Source organism: Monashia sp. HAY1-2A, assembly GCF_056755315.1.
In genome coordinates, this window is record NZ_JBNDHY010000125.1 from 1 (window position 1) to 12,638 (window position 12,638).

Genomic DNA, 12,638 nt, shown 5'->3' on the forward strand with positions numbered 1-12,638 from the left:
TGGCCGCGGTAGATGATGACCAGGCTGGCGAACGGGGCGCCGGTGGTGGCGCTGCCGAACTTCAGCCGGCCGCGGACGTAGCGGACCTCGGCCCCTTCAGCCAGGACGTGGTCGTGGAACCATCGGGTGTCCGTGCGTGCCGGCACCAGGCACACGACGGTCGCGCCGGCGCGGGCGGTGTCGGCTGCCTTGGCCATCCAGTCGCCGATGGTGCGTCCGTAGACGGGGTTGAGCCAGACCGCCCCCTGGTGGGTGCGGGCGTCGGCGGCCCAGTCGCCGGCGAGTCCGTCGCGGCGGTCAAGGTCGGGGTGGTCGAGGGCGAAGAAGTGCGGGGCCTTGTGGTTGGTCGTGCTCGAGCACGCGTCGAGGACGAAGCCGAACTCGGCATCAAGCGCGTCGTAGAACGCCTGGGGGGTGGCCCAGTCGTCGGAGGCCGAGGAGAACATCACCTTGGCGATGGCGGGGTTGGATGTGGTCGCGGACATGAGCGGCTGCCTCGAGGGTTCGGGTGGGAACCGCCGAGTCGGGCACCCGGTGCGGGTGGGTCAGCTCGGCGAGGCGTCCGTTGGGCAGCGGGTGCTGCTGGCCGCGGGTTCAGCGGCTGCCGGTGAGATTCCGGTGAAGCTGCGGCTGAACCGCTGATGACAGTGCCCGGCGTGGTTGGATCGGTACGCCGATACAAGTCGGGTCGACGACGACGGGGGAGACCGCGTGGCCGAGCAGGACTGGGAGCGCACGCTGAGCTGGCTGTTCGCGCCCACGGACGAGAACGGCCGCCGCATCCCGAGCGCCCCGCCGCTTGAAGCACCGGCGAGCTGGCCTGCGCCGCGCGGTCGCCGCGGCCCGGACGGGCGATGGCGGTGGACGTTGGCGGCCCGCCCGGACGACAGCTACGTCAACGACCTCGAGCGCCGCAGCGTCGCCGGCTACCGCGAGCTCGCCTCACAGCTGGTGCGGGCTCGGGTCTCCCGGGGCCTGACCCTTCGGTCGCTGAGCGCGCAGACCGGGCTGGGATTGTCGGTGCTGACCGGGCTCGAGCAGGGCAGCGCGTGGCCGAGCTTCGAGACGGTGGCGATCGTCGCCAGTGCGCTGGGCTGCCGCGTGCAAGTGGCTGGCTCCCCGGTCAGCGGCGCCGCCAAGGAACGCGGCGACCATGCCGGCGTCAGGGTCGCGTCCTGGCTTCGCGCCGGCTACCCGCCCGCCATCCCCTGGCAGATCGAGGCCATGGGGCAGCTGCAGGAGCGGATGTGGGCCGCGGGGCTCTCCAGAAGGGCAGTGGCACGTGCGGTAGGGGTGCGACACAACACCGTGACGGAGCTGTATCACCTCGAGGCCTTCCGCTTCGTCAGCGTCCGCACCCTTGCACCCTTGTGTGCGCACCTGGAGACCCGACTCGAAGTGGTTGCCGCAGACGCGCCATGGTCCTAGCCGCCAGAGTCGCGGCTCGGGAGGCACGGTGCTTGAGCGGACGGCGGATTGCAGCGGCATCGGGGCCGTTGGCGATGTTCCTGCGCCCGGCGAGCTGAGCGGCCCCCGGATGACTGTTGCCAGGTGCCGTGGCGGCCGTCAGAACTGTGCCGGGCAGAACAGCAAGGATGTGGACGTGGCGGAGGACGGGTACCGGCCGTGACTGGCTGAGGTGCTGCAAGGGTGCGCGGTTGTGCTGGGCGACAGCGAGACCGGTCTGACCGGGCGCCAGATCGAGGCGCTGCTGGCCGAACTGAGAGTCGCAGTCGTGAACCCGTCTGCCTCGGGACCGGCTTCCTGCGGGCTGCGAGAGCGCCGCCCGTACTCAGGCAGGTCCTTCAGTGGCCGAGGACTGCGTCTCGGCGGGGTTTTCGGTTTCGCGCTGCGCTGCCAGCCGCGCCAATGCCACCCGGGAACGCACGCCGAGCTTCGCCAGGATGTGGCGCATGTGGGTGTCCACGGTGTACGGCGAGATCCACAGGGCGTTCGCGATCTCCTTGTTCGTTGCCCCGTCGGCGGCGAACCTGACGACTCGTAGCTCCGCCGGCGTCAAAGCGTCCCACCCGGTGGCCGGCCGTGGGGCCAGTGGTTTGCGCGGCCGGCCCCCGGTCGATGATGTTTCTGTGACCAGCTGCTCTGCGGCCGCGAAGGCGCCCAGCTCGCGCAGCCGCTGGCCGGCTTGGTCAGCCAACTGGTGTGCGTCCGGACTGCCGTGACGGGCAAGGACGCGAGCGGCGTCAGCTTTCGCCCACGCGGCAGCCAGAGGTCGGCGGGCGTCGGCGAATTGGGCACTCCCGCGCAGGATCTCCTCAGCGTCTTGCCGAACCAGACCCGCTGAGTGAGAGGCGGATCCCGCCCATGACGCAACGCTCGGGTTCTGCTCGGCCAGCCGGGTGGCCGCCTCCAGAATCCGGTCTGCATGCGAACGCATCCCATCGGTGAGCAGGCGCCGGATCAGCGCGGGAGCGTGCTGGGGGTCGAACACCAGCTGCCCGTAGGAGCCTTCAAGCTGCTTCATCAGGGAGTGAACGCGCCGAGAAGTCAGCTTGGCATCACCTGCGCCGATGATCGCTTCCGCCATCGCGAGGTGGTTCATCCCGTACGCGTTGCTCGCCGTGAACGGCGCAGCTTTCTTCAGCAGGTCCATGGCCGGCTGCGTCCCTTCGCGCAGCCAGGTCGCGACAGCGGCGCACCCGAACAGCTCGGCGGCCAGCTGTCGGCCGCCGTATGCTTCCATGGCGTCTATTCCGCTTTGGACCTCCGTCATGACGTCCTCCAGCCGGCCGCGCGCCATGAGCAGGCGTGCCAGTGTTGCGCTGATGAGGGGGAGGTCTCTGGAACCGGCGTCGCCGCTGGCGTCGTGGACCGCTCGCGCGCATAGTGCCTCGGCCTCGTCCAGCTGGTCGGCGGCCATCAGGCTGCGGGCCAGCCATACTCGGGGGTCGACCCCGCTCCAGCTGCGACCGGCCAGATAGGTGACGGCATCGCGCGCCACGTCGATCGATGCGTCGAGCTGTCCGACGAATCGCAGGCCCATGGACCGGGCCGCCAGGGCGTAGCTGACGGTTTCTCGTTCGTCGAGCTCCCGCGCCTGCGTGACCACGTGGGCGAGCCGGTCGACGACGTCGGCCGGGGCACCAGCCAGGACCTGGGTGCGGGCACGCACCACTTCGATTCGAAGCCGGCTGGCGGTCGAAAGCTCGGCACGGCCCAGCACGGGCGCCAACGCCTCGGCAGCGTCGTCAGTTCGTCCTGCACGCCACATGGCCTCGTACAGCAGCGCCCGGGCCGCGGCCTCGGCGTCCAGCGGGAGCCCCCGGTCAACGGCGGTGCTCAGCAGCGCCGATGCGCGGTGCAGGTTGGCCAGCCCGACATGGATGGCAATGGCCTGCGGCGCGAGTGCCATCCAGCGGTCATGATCCTGGGAGGTGATCTGCAGGGCCCGCTCTGTCAGGTCCTGGGCCTGCGCAGGTGCTGAGCGAGCCAGTCGCTGGCTCGCTTCGATCAGGGCCGGAGCCATCGCGACGTCGTCGGGGCCGACTCCGGCCAGGAGGTGTTTTGCCAGGTCGGCTGGCGGCCGGCCACGCCTGAGCAGCAGGGTGGCGACCTCTCGGTGGAGGGCGCGGCTGACGTCCGTGGGCAGGTCGGCCAAGACGGACTCGCGCAACAGCTCGTGCCGGAACAGGAAGTGGTCGCCGCTGTCCAGGATGACGCTGAGCTGCTGCAGGGTCCGAATGGCGGCGAGAACCTGGGCAAGGGGCTGCCCGGTCGCACCGATGACCTCATCGATCGAGAAGGCGCGCCCGATGACGGCTGCGACGTCGAGGACCTGTGTCGTCTGGATGTCCAGCGGTGCGAGCCGGGCGCGGGCTGCTTCCCGTATCCGTTCGGGCAGCTCGAGATCTGTCGACAGCTGCTCATCCTCTGGCTGGGAGGCCACGTAGCCTGAAACCAGCTCGTGGAGCAGGAAGGGGTTGCCTCCCGCTCCTTTGGCTCTCTGCTGCAGCAGCGGTGGGGGAATTCGGCCCCCGAGCATTTTCGTGATGAGCTCGGTCGTCTCCGAGTCGCTCAAGGGTGCAAGGGGAACCACGAGGCCTTCGGTTGCCACGATGGTGCTGCGCAGCTCGGCCAGGCGCGGCGACTGGGTGCTGCGCGCGGTGAGCAACCAGACGATCGGGCTGGAGTCCAGGGCGGTGATGAGCCGGCGCACTGCATGGACGCTCATGTCGTCGGCGCGGTCGATGTCGTCGATTGCGATGACCAAAGGCTGGTGGGAGGAGACCGCTTCCAGAAGCGACTGGATGTCTCGAACTACCCACATTCCCGAGGTGGAGCTGGCGTGCTGGTTGAGAAAGGTGGCATTGAGCTGGTTGCTCGGGTCGCTCAGGCCACGCAGCAACATGCTCAAGGGTGCGAGGGAGTCCAGCTCGTCGGCGTTGATCCGTACCACGTGCGCGCTCTTGCGCACCGCAGCTGCTGCGACGTGGTCCAACGTTCGCGTCTTGCCGAGCCCGGCTTCCCCGAGGACGAGGGCCACTTGCCCGAGGCCGAGCTCCAGGCGCTGTAGGAGTGCGCGGAGCTGTTCGAGCTGACTTCCGCGGCCCTGTGCTGGCGCAACCATCTGAACGTGCCCTTCACGAGCGGGATGACCTTGGACTGCGTGGGCCGTCGGCGCCAACTCCGGCGGGTCGGACAAGGTTGGCACCCTCCGGTAGGGACGGGCAAGCGTGCGCTCCGGGGGGCCTGAACTGACCAGGACCTGTCCTGGGCGGGCGATCCCGAACTTCCAGGGCTGCTGCCGCGACCTACTCCCAAGGTGCTACCGAGTCCAGGTCGCGCAGGACCTTGCGCCACGTTCGCAGGTCCTGGGCGGTGAAGGGGACATCGCGCGGGCTGGGTCCGCTCCCGGAGCTCACCCCGGTGAGCCCGTGGACGGGGGATGCCCCGGCGAGCAGCAGCGCCGCAACGGTGCACAGACAGATCTCCACGACGCCTATATCGCCACAACAGGGACAGTCGAAGACGAGTACGGCGGAGGAGTCCGAGTCCGACTCCATCTGCACCAGGAGCTCGGTCGCCGCAATCTCGGCGCTGCCTCCGCACGAGACGCACACCAGCTCAACAACGACGTCCACGATGGCCTCCATTCGACCGCGGTGCACCCAACCTTCCCGCCGTGCGGGCGGCAGCCGGAGCGGTTCTCGGGCCACGCAGGGGCCATTTCGAGCCAATCCAGCAGTTTCTCCGGCTGGCCCCGACGATGTCGTGCACGCTTCGTTGCAGCGCGCCAAGGCGGCCTCTAACGTTGGAGACCTACCTCGGGTCGAGGTGGATCTCCTTCGGCGGACAGCTCCTCCAAAGGTCGTACGCCAACCTCCTTCGGTCGCCGAAAGGTGTGCAAGGAGGGCCTGTGGGCATCGATCATGCAAGGCAGCGAGCAACCCGTCGCGACGGCGGCCTGAGGCTTGATGGCGCGGCGACATCTGCCAACAGCAGGCGCAGCCGTGGCTTTCTTGCCCACACCGGTCGGCGCATGCTGGGTGTGGCGTGTCTGCTGGGGCTGTGGGCACTGGTGTGTGCAGCCGGGTGGGTCCGCCCGCAGCAGATGCCATCGCCGGCATCGGTGCTGGATGTCGCGGGTCAGATGTCCAGAACGGGCGAGCTGCCCGATGCCGTGCTGGTGTCCGCGGTGCGAGTTGGCGCAGGCCTGCTCATCGGGGTAACGGTCGGGACCACGCTTGCCATGCTGGTCGGGCTGTCTCGCATCGGTGAGTACATGATCGACTCGCCCGTACAAATGTTGAGAACCATGCCCGCGGTGGCCCTGGTGCCCCTGTTCGTTATCTGGTTCGGAATAGGGGAGACCATGAAAGTGTCCCTTATCGCGTGGGCGTCCGCATTTCCCATCTACATCAATGTGCTGGGCGCGATTCGCAGCATTGACGCCGGATACGAGGACTTGGCTCGCTCATTGAAACTCCGGCGGTCCGAAACGGTGCTTCGCATCGTTGTCCCAGGATGCATGCCTGGCTTTCTCGTTGGGCTGCGCTACTCCGTAACCGTTGCGTGGATCGTTCTCATCGTCGCCGAGCAGGTCAACGCCACGAGCGGACTGGGTTATCTGACATCTCAGGCGAGGTTGTTCTACCAGACGGATGTCATCATCGCCTGCCTGATCGCCTACGCCTGCCTTGGGTGGCTGTGCGACCTCGCTGTCCGCGCCATGGAAGGTCGGCTCCTTCGATGGCGCCGGCCGTTCCCGCAACGCTGAAGGGCCGGTAGGTGAACCAGGTCGAGTCGGTACTGGCCGGAAGGGATCTGCAGCGGTCCTTCGGCAACCGCAGTGTGCTCAGGGGTGCGAGCCTGCAGGTGGGTCCCGAGGAGTTCATCTGCCTGCTCGGGCGCAGCGGCGCCGGCAAGACGGTGCTGCTGCGCATCCTTGCCGGGCTGGATGCTGACTTCACTGGGCAGGTTGATGCGTCGGCCCCGGTGGGGCTCATGTTCCAGGACGCCCGGCTCGTGCCGTGGATGCGTGTCGGAGCCAACGTTGCCCTCGGCGTTGGCCACCTGGGCGCCGCACGGGTCGAAGAGGCTCTCGGCGAGGTCGGCTTGGCTGGGCGCGCCGACGCTTGGCCACGGGAGCTGTCAACAGGTGAGGCTCAGCGGGCGGCGCTGGCGCGGACCCTGTTGAGGAACCCGGGAATTGTGCTGCTGGATGAGCCCTTCAGCGCCCTGGATGCATTCACGCGCGCGGAGATGCAAGCCCTGCTGCACCGGGTCATACGGCGCCGAGGGGCCTCAGCCTTGCTGGTGACTCACGACCTGGATGAGGCCCTGGCGTTGGGCGACCGGGTGGCGGTCCTGACCGAAGGGACGATCCTGCACGAGGTGGTGGTCCGACCGAGCGCCACGCAGGAGGCCCTGGCCCGCATGCGCAGCCAGCTGCTGGATTGGCTGTTCCTCGAAGCGCCCAGCGGGAGCCTCATGAGTGGCCGGCATACCCACGCGTCCGAGACGGTGCAGCGGCGCGGCGGTTGGCCTGCAAGGCCTGCGCCCGTCGACCTCACGAAAGACATGTCATGAAAACCTGGAAGGCCCGGTTAGCCGTGCTCGTCGTGGTTCTGGCGGCAGCGGCCGGATGCTCGAATGCCGCTGCACCTGCGCCCGCGAGGCAGCCTGGGACCCAAGCGACCCTGCGCGTCGGTCAGCTGCGCTCCAACCTGGAGCCGCTGCTCTTGGCAGCAGGCCAGCTGCGCGGCCTGACCTACACGCTCCAGTGGAGCAACTTCGCCATCGGGCCGGACGCCATCGCCGCCCAGAACGCGGGGGCCGTGGACGTGGCCTACATGGCTGACACACCTGCGATCTTTGCCCAAGCAGCTGGGGTCGATGTGAAGATCGTCGGGTTGACCCGCGCGCCGCAGGGCGCCCAGAACGTGGCCCTGCTGGTGGACCGAAACTCTGGCATCACGTCGGTGAAGGACCTTGCCGGGAAGAAGGTGGCGGTGGTCCCGGGGACGGTGACGCAGTACCTTCTGGTCCGCGCCCTCGAGCGCGCCGGTCTCTCTTTGCACGACTTGAGCCAGGTCCCTCTGCAGGGCCCCGAAGCCGTCCAGGCCCTTCGCAGACGAGATGTCGACGCAGTGGTCCTGGTCGACCCGCTGCTGGCAAAGGCCCTGACGGATCGTGACGCGCGCGTGCTGGTCGACGGTGTCGGGCTGCTGTCGGGGTCGAATGTGCTGGTCGCCACCCACGACGTCCTGGAGGAACCGGACCGCGTCAGGGCGGTGGCTGACCTGCTGAAGCGGGTCAAGGCTGCTTTGAGCTGGGCGCAGCAGCACCCGAAACAGTGGGCGACGGTCTACGCGTCGACGAACCAGCTCCCAGCCGACGCTGCACTTCAGGCCGTGCACCGCGCGAGCACGACGCTGGTCCCCATCGACGCCGCGGCTATCGCCAGCCAGCAGACGCAGGCCGATACGTTCGCGCGCATCGGCCTGCTGAAGCATCCTTTGAACGTGATGCAGGAGTTCGACCAGCGCTTTGACGGGGGCCTTTTCGGAGCCCGATAGTCCACCGGTATGTCACGACGGCCCAGCCGGCTGCAGGATTGCGCGATGTGGCTGGAGCGAAGGCTCACCTGGCCGCCATTACCTCACTTCTCAAAAGGTGGGGGTATGGCAGCTTTCGATCCTCACTTTGACGACGCTCGTCGCGACGGCAGGCGTCGATCAGATCAGGGTGATGCGCGCCAACGCCCGCCGCGTGACGTAGCGCAGCTTTCGGCACTGCAGGTTGTGGTCGGGCGCCCAAGGCGGCCAAGCACCAGCGGCGTGACCTATGCGCAGCTCGAGCGACGCGGCCTCGCTGACGCGATCTGACATTCCCCCGCCTCACTCCAACAGCTGGTTGACGACCGCGGACAGCCTCCGGAGGGGGTACGGCTTTTCCAGCCGGACGATGTGACCGTCATGCCGGGCGCCGGACGCGTGCCACTGCACCAGCTCGTTGACCGACACGACCATGCGTACGTGGCCAAGATGCGGTTCGGCAGCGATGCTGGCGACCGGGACGGCCGCCCACTGGTCAGTCTCCTGGCAGTCGAACACCACGAGGTCAAACGTGCCGCGGTCGCCCAGACTAGACCGCTGCGACCAACCGTGGACCACCTCGACGTCATGGCCTTGGCCAGTCAACCAGCGGCCGAACAGCTCGGCCAGGTCTTCATCGTCGCCGATCACGAGTATGCGTGCCATGAGGCCTCCAACGACGGCGGCACATCGTCCCCGAAACGCTGGCGCCGCCGTCCTCAGCGCGCAGATTCGTGCCCCCCAAGGGCTCAACGTTGGGCCGCGCCGCTGGCACCGGGAACCGCAATGTCGGCCCGCCGACCCACGGGCATGGCCATCACACGCACAGACGTGCCAATAACCTTGAGGCCGAGGTCATCTCCGTATCGAGCCAGTCATGCTTCCGGGACCTCCCGGTCACCGGAGGGGGTCGAAGGCAGACAGCAGCGGCGTGCTGTCACCGGTCATCACGGTGCGCGACAACAGTTGCCCGGTAAGGGGTCCCAGTGCGATGCCCCACATCCCGTGGCCTCCGGCCACGTACACGTTCGGCGTCTTGGTCGGGCCAACGAGCGGCAATCCGTCGGGCGTGCATGGGCGCGAACCCACCCACTGCTGTGCCCGGTCATCCCAGTCGGTCTGCACGAGCATCGGGCGTGCCGCCTCGACGATGGCCCGGATGCGACGGACGTCCAGTGGCGCGTGCGCGTTCCTGAACTCCATCATTCCCGCTACGCGCAAGTGGTCGCCGATCGGCGTGCAGGCGACTCGCTGCGCGGGCAGATAGATCGGACCTTTCGGCAGCGTCGCCGGGCGCACCGAGAAGCTGTACCCGCGTCCTGGCTGCACGATGGTGCGGACCCCGTGCGGGCGCGCCAGCCGGCCCAGGGAGGCGCCGGTGGCCAGGACGACGGCATCCGCGCTGACCGCCTCACCGTTCGAACAGCGCAGCGTGACCCCGTTGGCCGAGCCTGATACGTGAACGACCTCAACAGCGGGTGTGATGCTGCCGCCTGCGCTGATGAGGGCAGCGGCCAACGCCTGCACGAAACTGAGCGGGTCGATGAAACGCTGCCCGTGCAGCATCAACGCTGAGGTGACGCCGGGTCCCAAGGCGGGCTCGGCTGCGTGGGCCTCCGCCGCGTTGACCCGTCGGTACTCAGCGACACCCCCGAGCTGTCGTATCTGGCCCAGCTCTTCGAGCAGATGGTCGGGCGTGTGCTCGTCGGAGAACGCCACGAGCAGGGGGTCTGCCTGGTGCAGCTGCGCCTCGACGCCGCCGGCGATCATCTGCTCGAAGGCGGCGACTGAGTGCCGGTTCGCCTCGATGAAGAGGCGCAGGGCCGCATCGAACTTCGCCGGTGTGCTGTTGCGCACGAACTGGGCCAGGAATCGCACCAAGCGGGGGCTGGCAGCAGGCGGAATGTAGACGGGCGATCCCGGGCTGAGCGCCGCTCGGACACCAGCCGCGAGCAGCGTCGGCTGGTTCAGCGGACCGGTCAGGGAGGGCGAGACCCAGCCGGCGTTGCCGCGCGAGGACCCACCGGCGACGTCGACCGCGTCGAGCACACGAACGCGCGCTCCTGCCTGTTGAAGGTGCCAGGCCGTGGCCAAGCCGACCATGCCGGCCCCCACCACCACCACGTCTCTCGTTGCCATCTTCCGTCCTTTGTCGCTGGGCTCGCGGGTTGGTGACACTGGGCGGCAAGAGCACTGGCACGCGTGCCGGCCCTCGCTGGAGCCTTTCCTGTCGCGCGGGTGCGGCTGCACCGCACCTTCGCCGGCAGTACAGCAGCCGCCCCCGGCGGCGAACTCGTCAGTTCTGACGAAGCCCGAGCGGGAAATGTGGACGAATGACAAGCATGCGCCGGCCGCATGGCTCACCACCACCCCGGCGGTTGCAGCTCTGGTCAAAGTGGGGTGAGCGGCCCGGTCGCGCCCGCGAGCAGGAGGACGTCAACGGCCCACGCCGATGGTCGGTCCAGCAAGAACTGCACGCGCCGCCTTGGTGGAACTGACGAACGGGGGCGGACTCTTTCATCCCCCCGCACCAAAGGGGTTGCATCCTGGTCCCTAGATTCGTGCCATGGCGGAGTCGGTGAGCGGCGGGCCACGGGTGAGCCTTGCCCGGGTCCTGCATGCACTAGGTGACACCTTCCTCGATCTTGTGGCCGGTCGGGTGGCTGACGCCGATGACATTGGGGGAGTTGAGGTCTACGACCGCAGCGGCGCCGAGCTTCCGCCGCGGGCCGTCGTCTTCGGGATCGGGGTGCGCCATGCCCAGGACTTGCACGAGCTCCTGCGCGAGCTGGGGGACCTTGGTGCGGCCGCTGTGATCGTGCGCGCGCCGGTTCCGACGACGCCGACCACCGACCGGGTGGCGCGGCAGGCCGGCGTGGTGCTGCTCAGCTTGACCCCGGGAGCGTCCTGGAGTCGTTTGGCCGCGATGCTGCGGACGCTGCTGAACCCGACCGAGCCCTCGAGCAGGCACGCCACCATCGGCGGGCTGCCTTCGGGTGACCTGTTCAGCTTGGCCAACGCGATAGCCGCCCTTGTCGATGCTCCGATCACGATCGAGGACCGGAGCCTGAACGTTCTGGCGTTCTCAGGTCAGCAGAAGGATGCCGACGATTCGCGCATCGAGACGATTCTGGGCAGGCAGGTGCCGCAGAGGTTCGCTGATGCGCTTGCGCGCACCGGGGCGCTCGAGGAGGTGTACGCCAGCAGGGCACCGGTGCTCCTGCGCCCGGAACAGATCGGTTCCGAGGAGATCTTCATACCGCGCGTCGCGGTCGCGATCCGCGCCGGTGATGAGGTACTGGGATCCATCTGGGCAGTGGTGCAGGAACCGTTGGACCAGGAACGGACGGCCGCTCTGAGCGAGGCCGCGAAGGTTGCCTCGCTGCATCTGCTTCGGGTGCGCGCGGGTGCTGACATCGAACGCCGGATCGTCGCCGACCTCATCGCGACGGCGATGGACGGTGGCCCGACGGGACCGGAGGTCCTGAGCAGGCTTGGGCTCCTGCGGCGCACCTTGGTTGTTGTCGCGCTCGGCGTTCTCACGTCTCATGACGAGCCGGGGAACCCGTCGATCGCCATGGCATCACGGCAGAAGGTCGCCGATGCGTTGGCGCTTCACATGTCGGCCATTGCTCCCGGGTCAGCGGTCGGCCAGCTCGGCGATGTCGCATACGGGCTGCTGCCGGTCACTGGCGCGGTCGATGCCGCGATGGACAAGGTGACCTCGATCGCCGCTGACTTTCTGACCCGCACCGGCAGCAAGCTGCCCGCGGTCATCGGCATTGGCCCTGTTGCAACCGACCCAAGCCAGCTGGGGCGCTCCCGCATGGGGGCTGACCGGGCCTTGCGTGTCTTGACCAACCGGGGCCGTGGCGGGCAGGTGGCGACGATCTCCGACGTCCTGGGCGAGGCACTGCTTCTTGAGCTCGGCGACATCGCGGCCGCCCGCGGTGACGTGCTTGCCGGACCCATCGCGAAGCTCGCTGCCTATGACGCGCAGTACAACAGCGAGCTCGTGCACACCTTGCGATGCTGGCTGGACTGCTTCGGAGACGTGGCGGACGCGGCCGCGAAGGCTTTCGTGCATCCCAACACGTTCCGCTATCGCCTGAGGCGGTTGGTCGAGGTCTCGGGTATCGACTTGAAGGATGCCGACGCGCGGTTCGCCGCCATGCTGCAGTTCCGTCTGCCGTTGCAGTAGCCGCGTCCGGCGGAGTGACTGACGGCGCGACAGCCCGTTGTGGCGTGGGCAACCGGGTGGTTGCTGCCGCGTGCCGCGCGCGATGACGCGCTGCCTGTGGACGCCTCTGACCCCGACGGTGCCGCTTGTGGCGCGCGGTCGGGCCGGTATGTGGTTCGCGGATGTTCGTCGCGACGAGCGCCTGCCCCGAGCGTTGGGCAAAGCGACGAATGTGCCGGCGCACGCAGGTGCTGGACTGCGCGCTACCTCAAACCTGCGATCAGGAGAAGTGATGAGAGCAGTGCGCATGATTCCCGCCCTCGCGGTGCTCGGACTGTTCACGGCTGCCTGCGGAGGGCCGACCGGGAACACGACGACCACGGCCGCCGAACCTCTCGTGG

10 protein-coding genes are annotated in these 12,638 nt (G+C 68.3%); 5 read left to right on the forward strand and 5 right to left on the reverse strand.

Annotated elements, in window-relative coordinates:
• Window positions 1–485 (reverse strand): DNA N-6-adenine-methyltransferase (locus ACPYOM_RS16580; RefSeq protein WP_481346802.1); only part of this gene is annotated, 485 nt, incomplete at its 3' end.
• Window positions 486–711: 226 nt separating this feature from the next.
• Here ACPYOM_RS16580 and ACPYOM_RS16585 point away from each other — a divergent pair.
• On the forward strand, window positions 712–1,428 hold the full coding sequence (locus tag ACPYOM_RS16585) for a helix-turn-helix transcriptional regulator (protein ID WP_481346803.1): 717 nt from the start codon (window positions 712–714) through the stop codon (window positions 1,426–1,428).
• A gap of 364 nt (window positions 1,429–1,792) precedes the next feature.
• On the opposite strand, the gene ACPYOM_RS16590 is transcribed toward ACPYOM_RS16585, so the two are convergent.
• Both ACPYOM_RS16590 and ACPYOM_RS16595 read right to left on the reverse strand, forming a co-directional pair.
• Entirely contained in the window at window positions 1,793–4,588 is a 2,796-nt protein-coding gene (locus ACPYOM_RS16590; RefSeq protein WP_481346811.1) for an AAA family ATPase, read from the reverse strand.
• 184 nt (window positions 4,589–4,772) lie between these two features.
• Window positions 4,773–5,102 (reverse strand): hypothetical protein, encoded by a 330-nt coding sequence (locus tag ACPYOM_RS16595; RefSeq protein WP_481346804.1) that lies wholly within the window; start codon window positions 5,100–5,102, stop codon window positions 4,773–4,775.
• Window positions 5,103–5,377: 275 nt separating this feature from the next.
• Here ACPYOM_RS16595 and ACPYOM_RS16600 point away from each other — a divergent pair, with 275 nt between their 5' ends.
• From ACPYOM_RS16600 to ACPYOM_RS16610, 3 genes are read left to right on the forward strand one after another with little or no spacing between them, the layout of a single operon-like run.
• Window positions 5,378–6,238: an ABC transporter permease gene (locus ACPYOM_RS16600; protein ID WP_481346805.1), complete on the forward strand. Its 861-nt coding sequence runs from the start codon at window positions 5,378–5,380 to the stop codon at window positions 6,236–6,238.
• 11 nt (window positions 6,239–6,249) lie between these two features.
• A complete protein-coding gene (locus ACPYOM_RS16605) occupies window positions 6,250–7,050 on the forward strand; it encodes an ABC transporter ATP-binding protein (RefSeq protein WP_481346806.1) in 801 nt (266 codons plus the stop codon).
• Complete coding sequence (locus ACPYOM_RS16610; protein WP_481346807.1) at window positions 7,047–8,039, forward strand: ABC transporter substrate-binding protein; 993 nt, start codon at window positions 7,047–7,049, stop codon at window positions 8,037–8,039. Before ACPYOM_RS16605 ends, ACPYOM_RS16610 begins: the two co-directional genes overlap by 4 nt.
• Window positions 8,040–8,360: 321 nt before the next feature.
• Here ACPYOM_RS16610 and ACPYOM_RS16615 read toward each other — a convergent pair whose 3' ends face one another.
• Together ACPYOM_RS16615 and ACPYOM_RS16620 are read right to left on the reverse strand one after the other, a co-directional pair.
• The gene (locus ACPYOM_RS16615) at window positions 8,361–8,723 is read right to left on the reverse strand and encodes a response regulator (RefSeq protein WP_481346808.1); all 363 of its coding nucleotides are present in this window, start codon (window positions 8,721–8,723) and stop codon (window positions 8,361–8,363) included.
• A 231-nt stretch (window positions 8,724–8,954) separates the two neighbouring features.
• Window positions 8,955–10,196, reverse strand: a complete 1,242-nt coding sequence (locus tag ACPYOM_RS16620) for an NAD(P)/FAD-dependent oxidoreductase (protein WP_481346809.1) — start codon at window positions 10,194–10,196, stop codon at window positions 8,955–8,957.
• A gap of 427 nt (window positions 10,197–10,623) precedes the next feature.
• Here ACPYOM_RS16620 and ACPYOM_RS16625 point away from each other — a divergent pair, with 427 nt between their 5' ends.
• Window positions 10,624–12,258: a PucR family transcriptional regulator gene (locus ACPYOM_RS16625; RefSeq protein WP_481346810.1), complete on the forward strand. Its 1,635-nt coding sequence runs from the start codon at window positions 10,624–10,626 to the stop codon at window positions 12,256–12,258.
• Window positions 12,259–12,638 lie beyond the last annotated feature (380 nt).